The organism is Spirosoma sp. SC4-14, from assembly GCF_037201965.1.
Taxonomy (GTDB): Bacteria; Bacteroidota; Bacteroidia; order Cytophagales; family Spirosomataceae; genus Spirosoma.
On the sequence record NZ_CP147518.1, the window covers coordinates 7,694,655 to 7,712,524 of the forward strand.

Genomic DNA, 17,870 nt, shown 5'->3' on the forward strand with positions numbered 1-17,870 from the left:
GCTATCATTGTAGCTTCCCGGCACCGGCACCTTTGCTCTTAATTCGCCCACCATGGCCCAAAATCAACTCAAAAAACTTTTAGGTGTCGGATTCGGCATAGCCGTTACCATTGGCGGCACCGTTGGCACTGGCATTCTCCGCAAGCCCGGTCCGATCGCTCAGGACATTGGTAATCCTGCATTGATTATTGCCGTTTGGTTAATTGTTGGCGTTTATGCGCTGGTTGGCTCGCTGTCGGTGATGGAGTTAGGAACGATGCTTCCCAAGGCCGGAGCCTGGTATGTGTATGCCCGCCGGGCTTTTGGCGATTATGCTGGTTTTATCATTGGCATCAGTAGCTGGTTGGGCAGCGTGTCGGCAATGGCCTTTGGGGCTGCGGTCATGAGCGAATACATCGGTCTGTTATCACCCTCGCTGATCGATTATCAGAAAGTGGTGGCTATTGGGATACTGGTTGCCTTTGTCGCGTTTCACTCCATCGGCGTTCGGCTGGCCAGCCGGGCCCAGGAAGTGATGAGCGTATTGAAAGCAGTGGGCTTGCTGGCTTTCGTTATTGTTTGTTTTGTTATTACGCCCGACCCAAAGTCGACTGCTTCCGTCGATACGGTTCGGCCGCTGGCCGAAGGCGGTATCTGGCTGGGAATGCTGGCGGCCTTACAATCGGTTTTCTATACGTATGATGGCTGGCATACAGCCGCTTATTTTACCGAAGAAGACGTTGACCCAAGCCGCAATCTACCCCGCTCCATGATTAGTGGGGTTCTGCTGATTATCGGTATCTATATATTAGTAAACCTGGCCTTGCTCTACGTTTTGCCCCTTTCAGCGCTGGCCGGTTCGAAGTTACCCGCAGCCGATGCGGTTCAGGTATTGTTTGGACCAGGGAGTGCGCAGGTTGTTACCTTTTTGCTGATGATTTCAATTATGGGGATCATCAATGCCCAGATCATGTTTAACCCACGGGTTATTTTTGCGATGGGCCGCGATGGGCTGTTTTTCCCTTTCGTTACGCAGGTCAACAATGGCGGAACGCCCTTAAATGCTACTGTATTAACCGCATCGGCCTCCATTATCCTGATCCTGACGAATACCTATAGCAAGTTATCGGATATTGCAACGTTCTTTTTCGTGCTGTGCTATGCGTCGAGCTTTGCCGCACTGATTTACCTTCGAAAAACCGAACCCGAACTTCCGCGTCCGGTTCGGGCATGGGGCTATCCGTTTTCGACCTGGACACTGCTAATCGCTTCGCTGGCCTTTCTGCTGGGCGTTGTCATCGGCGATTTTTCGAGCAGCCTCTACGCCGTGGCATTCATTGCTGTCAGTTACCCATTTTATCTGTTCATTCGGCGGGCGGTTTCCAATTAGCTAGTGGCCATTGGTTGTCTTTCAGACTCATGCTCTTATTCCTGTTTTTCTTTTGACAACTTACGCACACCTTTATCCTTCATCATCTGACCTATTTTAGTTGCCAGATCGATGGACGCTTCGATCTCTGCTTTCCGAATAGAAACACTTTCAATGTTAAAGCCAAAAGGAACATTCTGCTTACGGCAATATGCGGTCAATGCTGAGGCAATGTCGAAGCATAATGTTACCGACTTTTCAAGAATATCATCCGATGTTTTTAATTCTTCTTTCAGCGCATCGGGTACATGAATCCCTAACCACTCCATAAAATGAAGCGTTTTTTCTGATCCACAGGCGGTAAGCGTAAAAATAATGGTTGGAGGCTCTATCTGCAGGCGGTTACAGCGTAGAGTCAGGTCTTTGATTACCTGTTTGGCATAATCAAGATTAAACACACATTGGGAGATAAAGTACGATACCCCACCGCTCATTTTGTCCAGTATCCGAACATCCTCATCCTTAAGCAGATTATGTCGTTCGGGGATCGTTACCGCACCCACAACAGAAACATCCTGATGTTTGCTCCAGAGCCTGTAGGCTTCCGAAAGGCTGGTTTTTACTGGAAAATCCGGCGCTGGTAGGCCAACAAAAACAGGATAAAAGTTATGCGTATGCATTTCTTCCAGCCAATCGGCTAGCTCTTCGGCTGAGAATTTACCAGCCGGACGATAGATTATTTTGGGGATGGTTAGTGCCCCCAGGTAGGTAGAAGCAAAACCAAACGGGTCAAGTGCCGTTATAAACGGGAAAGGCCTTTCGTCGTCTGTCCGAGCGGATTCATCCTGCACATCATACACCACGAGTGCATCAATATCCAGGCCAGCAAGTCGTTCAACGGTTTTTTGGGCAATCTCGGCAACTCGTTCAGCAGAAGTACTCGCTTTGGGTGGAGTGATGCCGTAAAGCAAAACGCCAGACTCAGCACCTTTAATCTTGTCTAGAAACATTATCTGAATTTTGTCACTAACAATCTCACATTAGCAACAAGTATTGGATACAAAATCTCACTTTTATTATAGGAGGCAAAGATACTTATAACCTGAACTTTTTAGCCCTTCTTAATTTATGACTTTCGCCGGGCCAACGAGCGGACAGAAAAAGCGTCATAGACACGCGCCCCGGCCATCTGCGATGCAATGGCCAACGAGCATGAAAATTTTCAAATTCCACTACCTACTAACTTAAAACTGCTCATGAATCTGCTTTAACAGATCGGCCGTACGTTTGCGCATTTCGCTAACTGGCTGAGTGAAGTTATTGTGCATAATACTAAAATACAGCACCTTGTTCCGCTTCGTGAGTACATAACCGCTTAGATTATATACGCCACTCATTGACCCCGATTTTGCGAAAATATAGGGTTTATCGGCGGCCGATAGCGTCCGTAACGTACCCGATTGCCCAGCCGCAGGCAGTAGCTTAAACAACCGTTGCTGAGGCACTCGGGCAGCAATTTTAGTTAACAACGCAATCAGTACATTGGGCGTAAACAGATTATAGCGCGACAGGCCCGACCCATCGACCCATTTGGCCGACGAAGCCGGAAAATGCAGCCCATCGAACGTGCGTTTCAGTTCAAGCAAGGGTTCTAACTGGCTGCTGTTTCGCTCGGCCGAAATCATAAACAGTACTTGCTCGGCAAATTGATTGTCGCTCACCCAAAGCATCCGTTTATAGAGCGAATCGGTGGGTGTTCCCCGAACCAGCCGGGCCTCTGCTGGTAACGGCTTATTCAGCACCGTCACCGGTCGATGAAGTGTGTCGGATAAAAGCTGAGCCGCTAACCCCGCCGACCACCGAAACGGCACATCCTGCCGAAGAGGCCGGTCGCCAGTCGACCGAACAAACTGATTGCTGAATTCGGCCCGTCGTAATCCATTTGCAGAACCGATTCCGATGAGAACACTATCGGCAAAGCGTTGTGGACTGACGGTTCCGTTTATGTACCGAACTACATTTCCATAAATGGGTAGTGGAGCCAGTTCGGGCGAATAGTCGTCGTTGTAGTCGTCCCAGGCCCAGCCCGAACCAAATCGTGGGCCAGCATAATTTGCTGCTGAGAAAAATAATTGTTCGGAGCGATTTCGTAAAAAAGCGAGGAGGGTTGTGTCGGGCAAATCGGGATGAAGCAACAGCGGGTTTCCCGTGCCCCAGACAATCAGCGAATCGCCTTTAATGGTATAGCGAAACGCGGGCAGCGAATCGGGTAGAGTTAGGGTACCAGCATAAAAACTAAACAGTTTAGTGTTGGATGCAGGCGTAAATGGCTTGTCGGCATTGTGCTGAATCAACGACCGTTGACGAACCGGATCGTATAAAGCAACACCGGTAAAATGGTCGATGTAAACCGGTTTTGTATGTAAGTCATGACTAAGACGCCGGGCGGGTGAACAACCAAACTGCAATCCGGCCAATATAATAAACAGAGCGCTTTTTTTCAGGGTATTCATTGGCTTACAGCCACCGTTTGCAACCGCATGTTCAGTTTGCAACGGTGGCTACTGTAAACCTACAAACTAACGGGCAATTATGACCTTCTGCATTAGCACAGAATCGTCGGCTTTAAGCCGCAGAAAGTATAAGCCCGTAGGCAATTGTCTCAGGTCGAGCTGTTCATTCAGCTTTTTGCCACTTACTTTTAGCGTTTGCTGCTGTATTATTTGTCCGGTAGCGCTCGAAATTGACAGATTAGCCTCGGCCACTGGCCTAACCAGATCAGCTTCTATCTGAAGTAGTCCGGTACTAATCGGGTTTGGGAAAACCGAAAACGTGCCTGAACGTATGGGTTCATTGCCCAGCACGGGCGACAACGGCGGCAATTGAATGCGCAGGTTATCGACGGCCCAGCCCCAACCGTGCGCTAATTGGTCAGAAAACAACCGAAACCGAATCAATACTTCATCCCCTGCTTTGAAGTTACCGTTTTCCAGCAACGACATCGACCGTTGTTTGTAATATGAAGGAATGCCGATTGTGGTCGAGTTTTTGTCGCCCGCTGTTGTTCCGGCAACCAGATTCCGATTGTAGGCAATCAGCCAGTCGGGCTGGTCGTTTGAGTCGTAGCCATCCCGAACCGGCAGCCAGGTTTTACCACCGTCTTTTGAGCCTTCAACTATTACGTAATCATAGAAATTATCACTGCTAAACGTGCTCGTTACGTCGCCGGGTTCAACCAATACAATTTCGTCGAAGAATATGGTAGCACTGTCGGGGTTGGCTTTTACGCGTACGGGCGATAGCAACACATACTGCGCATTGCTTTCATACTTATAATCGCTCCCGTTCTGATACGGATGCTCAGACTGAATAGCCGGATCTGTAAAATTGGCGGGCTTGTCGATCATGAACCGATAGCCAACAAAATCGCTGGCCGCCGATGCATCGTTGAACGTATTGCTGTAGCGATCCACCGTCGGCTTCAGGGCCACTACCGTTACGTCATACAAGCCGGTTTTGGGGCTAATGGTCTGGTTCCGGGCTTTCGAAGAATCCTGAACCACAATCCGATAACTGATTTTATCACCTGCTTTGAGCGAATTGGCCGGGAACGTAATTCGGTTTGTATAAAGGCTATCGTACAACTTTCCGTTCGGTCCCGTCAGCGTAAGCCGCAGCGGTATGGTTGGCTGGGCAGCTCCATTGATCTGATAGTCGATATAAGCGGTATTGATGTTTGACCGAACCGAAGCAATACTCCGATCATCGGATATTCGGGCATAAACCGGTAAACTGTCGGTAGTGGTGAATATAAAGTTTTTTTCTGGCGCAAACGCTACGGTTGGTGGCGTTGTGTCGGGCCCAAATTGTACACGGTATAATAACTGCTGAGCCGTTGTCGATTTGCCGGGATTGGTAAACGTTCGGCCCGACGCATCCTGTGCCAGAACATAATACCAGATATCGCCCTGCGCCAGATTGGCAGGCATTGTGTAAGTATAGTCTGCTGAACTTCCGGCAACCAGCGTCAGCGGCACTTCCGTAAATGTATTATCGGTAGCGGTCGGAAGGCTTTTTCGGTAGCGTAGTTTCACCGAACCCGGTGTCAGCGTGGTATCACTGATTACCCGAACCATAAACACAACATCCTTTATCTCTTCGCTACTGACGAGTGGTGTATGCAGTACCGATGTTGTTTTCCACTCCATATCGGCAAAAAAGCTCAGCACCAGCGGTCCGGGAGTATGAATCGCTTCAGACGAACCGAATTGGGGCGACATCAATGAATTAATAGTACCTGCCGGATAGGTAGCCTCATCGACATGGTACACACTGGAACCACGGTTGAAGGTTGGAGGAGCATATAGCTTAATTTTCTGCCCGGTTTGCTGCTGGAGCACAGGCCCATTTAAAAAAATATTGCCCCCCGTCAGTTGTTGATATAATTGATTAGACCCGTCCGGGTAGGTTTCTGCCGATGTTACCAGATTCTGGCTCTGTGCATTTTCGATGAAATGATCATAGACCGACGGTAGTCCGGCTGCGTAGTTACCAAGCGTTCCGTCGGTATCGAAATACCCAATAAATCCTAAACCGTGCCCAATTTCGTGGAGAACAACCGAAACAAGGTCATATTGCCCGGCGGGGGTTATGCCATCGGTTCCATAATACCAGTTATTGTTTCGGTTAAATTGAGCCACTATATCGGGCTGGCCAGGCGTGTTTAGCTCCCGACGAGCGATTTTTTCAGCCAGTGCAATCGGATAGATACCCTGAGCTTTCTGAGCGCCATCAGAACCATATCGCACTTCGGCGGGACCTGCCGAACCAAGAATTCCCCGGCTTTGGGTTGTCCAGCTAGCCTGAATATTAATTGGAACGGGCGTACTGATATAAGTTGCCCAAATATCGACCGCATATTGAAAAGCAGCCTGGGCTTCGGGTGTAAAGCCAGAATATGTAACGTTGATAGTAGCCGTTGCGGCTTTGCGGGCATTGGGGTTCTGGCGGGCTTTCAGAAAGGCTTCGGGCGGAGCAACGCTTGTGAAGGCATCCCGGCCGCTACCATAACAAATGGTTTTAGGAGCAACTAAATCAGACCTTATTTTTCGAACAAATTCCCCATAGACCGGCGAAGCTGTAGTTGGTTTTTGTGCTACACCTGAAGTGCTGATCAAGGCCAGACCCACAACCAGGCTCCACGCCGGAACTTTCCCTAAACACATGCGAGAATAGAATTATAAATCGATACTACGTTATTTGTGATTAGCATATAGCCCCATCACCTCCCTTTAGCGCTACACTACTTATAAGGCTTTAGCCTGGTGGTTAACTCGGTCTACATGTATTTATACGATTTCGTTTCATTTTCATTGCGGCCTAACTGTTCATCCGCTTAACTTTCAGGCCAAAATAGACATAGTAACAGAAGAAACAAAGTTCATAATCTGTTTAAGCCTGTTTACTTATTCTGGACGTCCATTTATGGCCCAATTGTCAAATCTGAGAGGTTAAAAGCAAGCGTTCTATACGTTATCGGCTTCCCGTTTCAGCACTAACGACACCGAATTGAGACAATAGCGCAGGCCCGTTGGTGGGGGTCCATCATTAAATACATGCCCCAGATGGGCATCGCAAACGTTGCAGAGCACTTCTACCCGAAACATCCCATAACTATAGTCTTTTTCAAGCCGAGTTCGTTCTTCCTCAATAGGTTCCGTAAAACTTGGCCATCCGGTTCCTGATTCAAATTTGGTTTTCGATTCAAACAATTCTGTACCACAACACACACAGGCATAAACGCCCGGATCGTGCGCTTCGCAGTATTCGCCCGTAAATGGCCGTTCGGTTCCCTTCCCGCGAGCCACCCTATATTGCTCCGGCGTTAATATGGTACGCCACTCTTCGTCGGTTTTAATAACTTTCTGAATCATGTTGGTTTTGGTTCTATATTCTATCTTTTCTATGAACGTAAACCATACTCCTATCCGATTTGTCTTTTCCAGACGTAAATTCGCAGTTATTTAGTGGTTTGAGTGCCCTATATCAACGATCTTTTAACTTCGTCGCCAGTGACTATCCGACAGATTTTACAGCAGTTTTGGGGATATACCAGCTTCCGGCCCATGCAGGAAGAGATCGTCAAGACGGTACTGGAGCGTCGGGATACATTGGTTTTGATGCCTACCGGGGGCGGCAAGTCCATCTGTTTTCAGGTGCCTGCCCTGGCCATGAAAGGGGTTTGCATTGTAGTAACGCCACTAATTGCTCTAATGAAAGATCAGGTAGAGCAGCTCCGCAAGCGCGGCATTCCGGCTGCAGCCATTTACTCGGGAATGCACTATCGCGAAATCGACAGTACGCTCGACAACTGCATTTATGGGAATACCAAATTCCTGTATGTATCACCCGAGCGGCTCCGCACCGAAATTGTTATCGAACGCGCAAAGCAAATGGTGGTTTGCCTGCTGGCGGTTGATGAAGCACATTGCATTTCGGCATGGGGATACGATTTCAGACCACCCTACCTGCAAATTGCGGAATTTCGCGAACTAATTGCCGAAACGCCAATCATTGCCCTTACCGCTTCGGCAACGCCCGATGTTCAGACCGACATTCAGGATAAACTGGCATTGCGGCAACCGGAGGTATTCCGTCAGACATTTGCCCGCCCCAACCTGTCTTATTCGGCCGTACTGGAAGAAAGCAAAGAAAACCGACTTCTGCGCGCTCTTCAGAATGTTCCGGGTTCGGGAATCGTGTATGTTCGTAGCCGGAAACAAACGCAGCAGGTAGCTCATTGGCTCGCCCGCCAGGGAATTGCGGCCGATTTTTATCATGCTGGTTTAACAACTCAGCAACGGTCGCATAAACAGGACGAATGGATTCAGGACCGAATTCGGGTGATGGTAGCAACCAATGCCTTCGGTATGGGTATCGATAAGCCCGATGTGCGGGTAGTTGTACACCTCGATGTACCCGATTCGCTCGAAGCCTACTATCAGGAAGCCGGACGTGCCGGACGTGATGGCCAGAAAGCATACGCCGTGATGCTCTATACCCATGGCGATCTGGAACATTTACGCTACCGCACCGAACAACTCTACCCACCGGTTGAGATGCTGCGCCGGGTCTATCAGGCGTTAGCCAACTACACGGCAGTTCCGGTTGGTGGCGGGCACTACGAGAGCTACGATTTTGACCTGAATGCATTTGCCAATACCTTCAATCTGCACCCTCAGGAGACGCATTATGCCCTGAAACAACTACAACTCGAAGGTCTGATCGAACTAAGCGAGAATTATTTCCACCCATCCCGTCTCCTGGTCACTCTCGATAATCGGCAGCTATATGAGTTTCAGGTTATGAATCCGCGTTTCGATCCGTTTCTAAAATTAATCCTGCGCATGTATGGCGGGGAAGTATTCACCGATTTCGTTACCATTTCGGAGTCGGCCCTGGCCCGAACGTTTCTGGTTAACCAGAGCGAGGTTGTAACTCTACTGGAACAGCTTCACCAGCGCAACGTTATTGTCTACGAAAAACAAAAGGACAAACCACAGCTCACTTTTCTGACGCCCCGGTTCGATGCCCCAACATTGCCAATCAATGTGCAGGAACTAACCCGCCGAAAGGAACAGGCGCTGCGGAAAGTACAGGCGGCCATTATTTATAGCGAACATCCGACCCAATGCCGAACCCGCCTGTTGCAGGCTTATTTTGGTGAAAAACCTGGCGAAGCCTGCGGCATTTGCGATAATTGCATAAAAAAGAAGAAACAGCAGGAGATCGTCTCATCAACCATGCGCGAACGAGTGCGGGAGTTTGTTGCACTAGCCAATGGCCCCGGCATATCGCCCAAACAACTGGCTCATCATTTTTCGCAAACCGATACCGATTCGCTGGCTCAGGTTGTAAAACTAATGCTGGCCGAAGAAGAAATCCGCTATACCAAAAATGGTAACCTTACCCTGAACCTGTAATCTTCTGTTAATCTAGCCTTCTGCCAGACTATCTGCTCAGGCTAAAACTTGCTATTTGTCCCATAATCGTGCTATGTGTCCCAGCCATTTTGTAGCTTTTATTGTACCTGTCATCTTTGCCAAAAAACGATAGTCACCAATCAACTTTCAGACACATTATGAAAACCCTACTCGCGTCCCTCTGCCTACTCACCAATCTATCGGTCTATGCTTTTTCTTCTGCCAATAACCCTTCGTGGGCTGTTGTCGACTCGGCAACTTATCAGCTAACCGTTGTTGTGTCAGGAATCAATCAGCGAACCGGGAAACTATACATCGGTTTGGCTACCGATGCGTCCAGCTTTACCGGAGAGTCGGCTCATAAAAAAACGGTTGCGATACCCGAATCCGGCGACATCACGGTGTCGTTTGAGGGGTTAAAACCTGGGCGCTATGCGGTGAGGGTTCTTCAGGATCTGAACGACAATCAGAAAATGGATTTTTCGGGTCAAATGCCAGCGGAGCCCTTTGGGTTCTCAAACGTAACGATGCTGATGGGACCGCCCAGTTTCGACGAATGCTCTTTTGAGCTTAATGAAAATAAATCAGTACAAATTCGTATGATCGAACTGTAGAGGCACAGTCTTGAATCGAAATCTAGTAACACGTTGAGTAGATATGAGTGCGGGAGTCGTCAAAAACTGGGCGACTCTTTTGCTACCCAATCAACAAAAAGGCCTAACACACAGTTACCAGACTATTGTTATAGGCTATTGATTTTCTCAACGTTACGATGACGCAATCAGAATTCCGACCGCAATCCAACGAAATTCCGGGCCAGCAACTCCCCTATCCGGCCCAACAATCGGACATGGACCCAGCCCCCGACAGCGATCTGTCGAACTACAAACCTGCCGGAAAACTAATTGACAAAGTAGCTATCATTACGGGTGGCGATTCGGGTATAGGGCGGGCAGTAGCGATTGCGTTTGCCATGGAGGGTGCCGATGTAGCAATTGTTTACAACGAAAATACTGATGATGCCAGACACACCCAGCGCCTTGTTGAACAAAAAGACCATTCATGCCTGATTATCAAGGCCGATGTGCGAAACGCAGCCGCCTGTCAGGCCGCCGTACAACAGGTTGTTGAGCAGTATGGCAAATTGAATATTCTGGTCAATAACGCTGCCTATCAGATGGCGCAGCAGTCTATAGACGATCTTTCGGAGGAACAGTTTCGCAGAACGTTCGAAACCAATATTTTTGGCTATTTCTTCATGGTGAAAGCCGTTTTGCCGCACCTCAACGAAGGCGATGCCATTGTGAATACGGGCAGTATTGTTGGTATAGTTGGCAATCCGATTCTGGTCGATTATGCGTCTTCGAAAGGCGCTATTCATGCCTTCACCAAATCGCTGGCCATTCAGTTGGGCAAACGTAACATTCGGGTAAACTGCATAGCACCTGGGCCTGTCTGGACGCCTAACATTCCTGGAACTATGCCCGAAGATGAGGTCAAAAATTTTGGTCACGAGGTTGCCCTTGCCCGGCCCGGCCAACCCGAAGAACTGGCTCCGGCTTATGTGCTGCTTGCATCCAGCGAAGGCAGTTTCATGACCGGCAGTATTGTCGAAGTAACCGGCGGCAAGCTAGGCTAATTTATACCTCATCACTCACCATGTTTCACTATCCAGCAGGCACCGTTCGCGCATTGCTCAAAACCGATCAGGTTACCAAAGCTACCCAACAGGCATTGACCGAACGGCTGAACGCTCAACCTCGGCAACCTACATTCTTTTCAGAAGCAGAGTTCTTACTGTTGCGAGCCGTTTGTGACCAACTGATTCCGCAGCCCAACAGCCCTGAACGTATTTGCATCGAACACAGCATTGACGAGCGGCTTTCGGAAAACACAACAAATGGCTGGCGATACGACACCATGCCGAATGACGGCGAGGCTTATCGATCAGGGTTGAAAGGTATCGACGAAAGTGCCGTTCATTTATTCCAGAAGCCATTTCAGGACTTGCTCGACGAACAAAAAAATCAGGTTCTTCAAGCTATTCAGACAATGGAGGCTCCCGGCAAAACCTGGCAAACCCTTCCTGCCGATCGTTTTTTTGAAGAACTACTGGCCGAAGCCGCAGAAGCCTATTATAGCCACCCGTTAGCGCAGGAAGAAATTGGCTACGTTGGGATGGCCGATGTGCTAACCTGGCACCGAATCGGCCTCAACCAACTGGAAGAACGAGAACCAAGAGCAATATAACCTGGTCAGTTGTCACTTGGTCATTAGTTATTGGACAAGCGGAATGATTGTATCAATGACTAATTGCCAATGCTTGATAACTACTAATCTGAATGTATCGAATTCATGCCTTATTCCACAACTGAAACCGTCGATGCTGTCGTAATCGGAACCGGTGCGGGCGGTGCGCCCCTACTGGCACGCCTGGCCAAAGCTGGCCTGAAAGTAGTTGCACTGGAAGCTGGCAAGCACTGGAACCCCCAGCACGACTTTCCGACCGACGAAAAAGCGCAGAGTAAACTCTTCTGGAACGATGAACGGCTTAGCGCGGGCAACGATCCCCTACCCTTTGGCAACAACAATTCGGGCACAGGTGTTGGTGGCTCTACCCTTCATTACACAGCCTACACGCCACGAGCCCAACCCGACGATTTCCGTATCCGAACCGACTTCGGTGTTGGTGAAGACTGGCCCCTGAGCTTTGCGGATATTGAGCCGTATTATGACGAGGTTGAGCAATTTCTGGGCGTATCGGGGCCTTCACCTTACCCCTGGGGCCCTGCTCGCAAACACGCTTACGCGCTAGGGCCATTACCCATAAACGGTGCCGGCCAATTGATGGATCGTGGTTGCAAATCGCTGGGGATCAACACATCGCCCGCAGCCAATGCGGCTCTGTCGGCAGGTTATTATCAGGAAGGCGTCGGATACCGGCCTGCCTGTGCCAACCGGGGCTTCTGTCAGGCAGGATGTACCATTGGCGCCAAAGCAAGTATGGATGTCACCTACATTCCACTTGCCCTGTATCACGGAGCCGAGATTCGGCCAGAATGTTTTGTAACCCAGTTGATTAAAAACAGCGTGGGCAAAATCAGTGAAGTTGTCTATATACGAAACGGGCAGGAAGAACGGCAACGATGTCGGTTTGTTTTTCTGTGTGCAGGAACTATTGAAACTGCCCGCCTATTGCTTCTTAACGGACTCGCGAACAGCAGTGGACAGGTTGGCCGAAATATTATGGCTCATCCGGGCCTGCAAATCTGGGGCGAGTTCGATGACGATGTGCGTCCATACAAAGGCATTCCGGGGGCCTTAATATCTGAAGATATGCACCGCCCTCCAAAGGCCGACTTCGCGGGCGGATACCTTCTACAATCTATTGGCGTAATGCCGGTTACGTATATGAGCCAAATGGCACGAGGACGCGGATTGTGGGGGCAGGCCCTAAAACAGGCGGCTTCGGCTTACAACCATGTAGCGGGTATCAATATTCTGGGCGACTGTCTGCCTTACGACCACAATTATCTGGAGCTCTCGGACGAAAAAGATGCTCGTGACCTCCCCAAACCCCGTGTTTATTTCACAAACGGCGACAATGAACACCGCCTGACCGTTCATGCCAACAACGTCATGCGCGACATCTGGGAGGCTGCTGGTGCCCGAAACGTCTGGGCATTTCCCCGTAATGCCCACGTAATCGGTACCTGCCGAATGGGAAACAAGCCCGATCAGGCAGTGGTGAACGCCAATGGGCAATCGTTCGACATTCCGAATTTATTTATCAGTGATAACTCAACGTTCCCCAGTGCCTTAAGCGTTAATCCAGCTCTGACAATCATGGCGTTATCGCTTCGAACTGCGGATTGTTTTTTACAAAAAGGTTGATTGGCTTATCGTAAAATCGGTTTGCGGTATATACCTCCGGCCGACTTCTGTAAGCCGACTTCCGTAAGCCAGTCGATGTTATGAAACAGAACGGATTTTTAGATCATATCAAACGCAAATTTGGCGACGGCAACTACGACGGCGATCAATTTGGCGGGGCCAATGGACACGATGGGAGCGGATTTCCGACCACAAATCCCAGCAATTTTATGTTCGCTACAGGCATTGAGTGCTCCTATCCAACGATTCAGAACGGCACCGTTCGGCGCGACCAGCTTCGGGAATGTGGTCATTATGATCAGTGGAAAGACGATTTAGGACTCGTGAAAGAAATGGGACTGAATGTGCTTCGGTATGGACTTCCCTATTATAGCATTCATCAGGGACCGGGTAAATTCGACTGGAGTTTTGCTGATCTGGCAATGGCCGAAATCAAACGCCTGGGTATTATCCCGATTCTGGATCTGATGCATTTTGGCGTACCCGACTGGATTGGCAACTTTCAAAACCCAGAGCTTCCGATTCATTTTGCCAGCTATGCCGCAGCAGTTGCCAAACGCTACCCGTGGGTTCGTTACTATACGCCCGTTAATGAGATTTATGTTACGGCCCGCATCAGTGGTCGCGATGGTGTCTGGAATGAACAGCTAAAAACCGACCGAGGCTTCGTAACAGCACTTAAGCACTGTGTAGCTGCCAGCATTATGGCCAATCAGCAGCTTGCCCGGTATCGAAACGATTGCGTAATCGTGCAAAGCGAAAGTGCCGAATATACTCATGAACTCTGCGCTACGCCCTCAGCGCAGACAATTCTGGACAACGAACTACGGTTTTTATCGCTGGACCTGCTGTATGCCAATGCGCCATCGGCTACGGTTGCTATGTTTATGATGGACAACGGTCTTACCCGCGACGAGTATAACTGGTTTATGGCCGGAAAACCGCCCGGCTACCAGATCATGGGCAATGACTATTATGGTCGTAATGAACGGATCAAGCTAGCGGACGGCTCTATCAAAACGTCGATGGATGTGCTGGGCTGGTATGAAATTACCCGCGAATATTACGAACGGTATCATATGCCCGTTATGCATACCGAAACAAACGTATTTGAGGCCGACCAGGCACCCGTCTGGCTCTATAAACAGTGGGCGGGTATTATGCGCATGCGCCGAAGTGGCGTACCGGTCCTAGGCTTTACGTGGTATAGCCTCATCGACCAGATCGACTGGGACTCGCAGCTCGGTCAGGTTAATAATCATGTGAATGCCTGCGGGCTTTACGACCTCAACCGAAAGCCACGACCGGTAGCAGAAGCCTACAAAAATATTCTCAACGAGTTTGGCCAGATCACGGTTGTGCCTTACGGAGAAATGCTTGAAATGACCGATCAACCAGCTCGACTTAAGGTACAGATCTGATGACTACGGCCAGACGCATTTTTGCAAATAACATACACCTAAATATACTTGAACAGGGAAGCGGCCCGTTGTCGCTTGTTTTCCTTCACTATTTTGGCGGCTCTGCTTTAGAATGGCAATTCGTTATGAACCCGTTAGCTAACTACTATCATTGTGTAGCTATTGATCTGCGCGGTTTTGGCAACTCCGATGCGCCACCATCGGGCTATTCGGTAAACGACATGGCCGACGATATTGCAGCTACACTAAAAACACTACAGATAGAGAGGGCTGTAGTTATTGGCCATTCGATGAGTGGAAAAGCGGCTCTGGCACTAGCTGCCCGACAACCAGCAGAGTTACAATCATTAATTCTTGTTTCACCCTCGCCACCTGTGCCAGAACCAATTCCCGATCAGGAACGGCAAAAACTCCTCCAGGGACACGGTCGGCGGTCGGGGGCCGAGCAAACCTTGAAAAACATAACAGCAGCATCTGTTTCTGAAAACGTTAAGGAACAAATTATTGCCGACGACCTGCGCACCTCAAAAGTTGCCTGGGATGCATGGCTGATGGCGGGTAGTAAGGAAAATATAGCCGGTCAACTGTCTTCCATCAACATTCCGGTGTCCATTATTGTAGGCACTTCAGATCGGGCTTTGCCGCCCGACGTACAAACAAAACTGGTTATCCCTTATCTGAAAACAGCCTCTTTAGATATGATAGAAAACGCCGGTCATCTGCTTCCGTGGGAGGTACCAGAGCAGCTAGCCGATTTTATTCTGAAAAAAATTTGGGCAGGTTAGACAAAAAATTAATCAAACACGCTATTTTTGTGCCCTCAAACGGGGTGTAGCGCAGCCTGGTAGCGCGCTACGTTCGGGACGTAGAGGTCGTGGGTTCGAATCCCGCCACCCCGACCAACGAAAAGCAGAAACAAGAACTCATGAATAATAAGGTTAACAACATGATTTGGTGGTGGCACTCTTCTCATTGGGGATGAGGGTTGCCGCTATTGTTGTTCACCAACAAATTTCACAAAGGCTCACCGTCATCCCGGTGAGCCTTCTTTTTTTCCAGAACTCGCCCCTCAAACATCCATTCGATCACAAAGCCTGTAAAGCCCAACAACATGAGTACTACTCTCAAAACACCCACTACCTATCGGATCGTCAGCAAGCATAAGCGGATGCTGGCCGATATTATCACGCCGGTTAGTATTTACCTTCGTATCCGCGACCGGTTTCTCAATAGCATCCTGCTCGAAAGCTCCGACTATCATGGCAACGAAAACAGTTTTTCGTACATCGCCTTCGATCCGGTTGCCAGCTTCTCCTACGACGGCGGTCTGCTAACCATTAAAATGCCGGACGAAGCAGAACAAACGCACGAAATGACCGAAAGTCGCGATATGCTCGATGCGCTTCAACGGTTTAAGGATAGTTTTCAGCACGAGAAATCGCCATTCCCATTCATTAGCAACGGCCTGTTTGGCTACTTTGGCTATCCGGCTGTTCAGAGCTTTGAAGATATTACTCTTCATGCACCTATACCGGCCGAAAATCAGATTCCGGCGGCCGTTTTCATGGTATATCGATACGTACTGGCCATTAATCACTTCAAGGATGAGCTGTATCTGTTCGAACATAGCTACCTCCGTAATGGCGACGCCGAACATACTGACCCGGAGGGTCGAATCGATTATATCAGTGATTTAATTACGGGCCGCAACTACCCAACTTATTCATTCAATACAGCCGGGCCAGAACAATCGAATTTCACCGACGATCAATTCAGGGCAGTTATCCAGAAAGGAAAAGACCACTGCCAGCGGGGCGATGTATTCCAGATCGTTTTGTCGCGCCGGTTTTCGACCCCGTTTATTGGCGACGAATTTAATGTATATCGGGCCTTACGGTCGCTGAATCCCTCTCCTTACTTGTTCTACTTCGACTACGGCAACTATAAACTCTTCGGTTCATCGCCCGAATCGCAGATTGTTGTTAAAGATCGAAAAGCCACCATCTATCCCATTGCCGGAACCTTCCGGCGCACAGGCGATGACGTTCACGATGCAGAGCTGGCCCAGAAACTTTACGACGATCCTAAAGAATCGGCCGAACACGTAATGCTGGTCGACCTGGCCCGTAACGACCTGAGTCGCAACTGCGATGTGGTGAAAGTGGAAACCTTTAAAGAGGTTCAATATTATTCACACGTCATTCATCTGGTATCTAAAGTGGTTGGCAACCTGACCGAATCGGCCGATCCGCTACAAATTGTGGCCGAAACGTTCCCGGCCGGAACGCTGTCGGGTGCTCCCAAACATATGGCTATGCAATTGATTGATCGTTATGAAAGCATCAGCCGCAGTTTCTACTCAGGCAGCATTGGGTATATGGGTTTCGACGGCGAGTTTAACCATGCCATCATGATCCGTACGTTCATGAGTAAAGACAATACACTCTACTATCAGGCGGGTGCGGGCATTGTTGCCAAGTCGGTAGTCGAAAGCGAATTGCAGGAAGTACACAACAAACTGGCTGCTCTTCGGACAGCTATCGAACAGGCGAAAACTATTTAATGCGTGAAGAATAACAGGGTGATTGCAAACTATTTTATACTCTTCACTTTTCATTCTTCACTATCAACTCTCCTTTCAGATTATGAAACTTTTAGTCTTAGATAATTACGATTCCTTTACCTACAACCTGGTTTATATTCTGCGGGAGTTGGGAAATCGGCCCGATGTAATTCGGAACAACAAGATTGCACTGGATGCTGTCAGCCAATACGACAAAATTATGCTTTCGCCGGGGCCGGGTATCCCATCTGAGGCTGGTATTATGCAGGATCTCATTACTGAATATGGCCCAACCAAAAGCATTCTGGGTATTTGCCTCGGTCATCAGGGAATTGGCGAAGCCTATGGTGCCACACTCGAAAACCTGGGCGATGTGCTCCATGGCGTTGCGCACCGGGCCATGGTTACAGATCGCTCTGAGCGGCTTTTCAACAACATTCCTGATGAGCTGACCGTTGGGCGCTATCACTCGTGGACGGTAGTACCTGAGTCGATACCCAGTGAGTTGCGGACTACGGCCGTAGACGAACATGGACGCGTAATGGGTTTGGCACATATTCGCTACGATGTTCGTGGGTTACAGTTTCACCCCGAATCAGTATTGACCGAAAACGGTGTGAAAATGATTCAGAACTGGCTATCTCTGTAGAGACTCCTCTTTG

General features: G+C 49.1%; 14 protein-coding genes and 1 tRNA gene. 11 read left to right on the forward strand and 4 right to left on the reverse strand.

The window, feature by feature from the left end; all coding sequences use genetic code 11:
- Nucleotides 1-52: 52 nt before the first annotated feature.
- The gene (locus WBJ53_RS31825) at nt 53-1,369 is read left to right on the forward strand and encodes an APC family permease (RefSeq protein WP_338873932.1); all 1,317 of its coding nucleotides are present in this window, start codon (nt 53-55) and stop codon (nt 1,367-1,369) included.
- 35 nt (nt 1,370-1,404) lie between these two features.
- On the opposite strand, the gene WBJ53_RS31830 is transcribed toward WBJ53_RS31825, so the two are convergent.
- The 4 genes from WBJ53_RS31830 to msrB all read right to left on the reverse strand — a co-directional run bounded on the left by WBJ53_RS31830 (nt 1,405) and on the right by msrB (nt 7,281).
- On the reverse strand, nt 1,405-2,358 hold the full coding sequence (locus WBJ53_RS31830) for a hypothetical protein (RefSeq protein ID WP_338873934.1): 954 nt from the start codon (nt 2,356-2,358) through the stop codon (nt 1,405-1,407).
- Nucleotides 2,359-2,592: 234 nt separating this feature from the next.
- The gene (locus WBJ53_RS31835) at nt 2,593-3,861 is read right to left on the reverse strand and encodes a D-alanyl-D-alanine carboxypeptidase (protein WP_338873936.1); all 1,269 of its coding nucleotides are present in this window, start codon (nt 3,859-3,861) and stop codon (nt 2,593-2,595) included.
- 66 nt (nt 3,862-3,927) lie between these two features.
- On the reverse strand, nt 3,928-6,573 hold the full coding sequence (locus WBJ53_RS31840; protein WP_338873938.1) for a T9SS type A sorting domain-containing protein: 2,646 nt from the start codon (nt 6,571-6,573) through the stop codon (nt 3,928-3,930).
- A gap of 300 nt (nt 6,574-6,873) precedes the next feature.
- Complete coding sequence (gene msrB, locus WBJ53_RS31845) at nt 6,874-7,281, reverse strand: peptide-methionine (R)-S-oxide reductase MsrB (protein ID WP_338873940.1); 408 nt, start codon at nt 7,279-7,281, stop codon at nt 6,874-6,876.
- Nucleotides 7,282-7,473: 192 nt separating this feature from the next.
- On the opposite strand from msrB, the gene WBJ53_RS31850 reads away from it, so the two are divergent.
- From WBJ53_RS31850 to WBJ53_RS31895, 10 genes are all read left to right on the forward strand, one after another.
- On the forward strand, nt 7,474-9,330 hold the full coding sequence (locus WBJ53_RS31850; RefSeq protein ID WP_338877263.1) for a RecQ family ATP-dependent DNA helicase: 1,857 nt from the start codon (nt 7,474-7,476) through the stop codon (nt 9,328-9,330).
- A gap of 158 nt (nt 9,331-9,488) precedes the next feature.
- Complete coding sequence (locus WBJ53_RS31855; RefSeq protein ID WP_338873942.1) at nt 9,489-9,944, forward strand: DUF2141 domain-containing protein; 456 nt, start codon at nt 9,489-9,491, stop codon at nt 9,942-9,944.
- Between the two features lie 158 nt (nt 9,945-10,102).
- The gene (locus WBJ53_RS31860) at nt 10,103-10,969 is read left to right on the forward strand and encodes an SDR family oxidoreductase (protein WP_338873944.1); all 867 of its coding nucleotides are present in this window, start codon (nt 10,103-10,105) and stop codon (nt 10,967-10,969) included.
- Nucleotides 10,970-10,989: 20 nt separating this feature from the next.
- Nucleotides 10,990-11,580 carry a gluconate 2-dehydrogenase subunit 3 family protein gene (locus WBJ53_RS31865; protein WP_338873946.1) on the forward strand — a complete coding sequence of 197 codons (591 nt, stop codon included), beginning with the start codon at nt 10,990-10,992 and terminating at the stop codon, nt 11,578-11,580.
- 105 nt (nt 11,581-11,685) lie between these two features.
- Entirely contained in the window at nt 11,686-13,224 is a 1,539-nt protein-coding gene (locus WBJ53_RS31870) for a GMC family oxidoreductase (RefSeq protein WP_338873948.1), read from the forward strand.
- 80 nt (nt 13,225-13,304) lie between these two features.
- Nucleotides 13,305-14,645, forward strand: coding sequence for a family 1 glycosylhydrolase (locus WBJ53_RS31875; protein WP_338873950.1), 1,341 nt, complete (start codon nt 13,305-13,307; stop codon nt 14,643-14,645).
- On the forward strand, nt 14,645-15,430 hold the full coding sequence (locus WBJ53_RS31880; protein ID WP_338873952.1) for an alpha/beta hydrolase: 786 nt from the start codon (nt 14,645-14,647) through the stop codon (nt 15,428-15,430). Before WBJ53_RS31875 ends, WBJ53_RS31880 begins: the two co-directional genes overlap by 1 nt.
- A gap of 40 nt (nt 15,431-15,470) precedes the next feature.
- Nucleotides 15,471-15,547: transfer RNA gene (locus WBJ53_RS31885), tRNA-Pro, on the forward strand.
- 209 nt (nt 15,548-15,756) lie between these two features.
- A complete protein-coding gene (locus WBJ53_RS31890; protein ID WP_338873954.1) occupies nt 15,757-17,208 on the forward strand; it encodes an anthranilate synthase component I family protein in 1,452 nt (483 codons plus the stop codon).
- A gap of 82 nt (nt 17,209-17,290) precedes the next feature.
- The gene (locus WBJ53_RS31895; protein WP_338873956.1) at nt 17,291-17,857 is read left to right on the forward strand and encodes an aminodeoxychorismate/anthranilate synthase component II; all 567 of its coding nucleotides are present in this window, start codon (nt 17,291-17,293) and stop codon (nt 17,855-17,857) included.
- Nucleotides 17,858-17,870 lie beyond the last annotated feature (13 nt).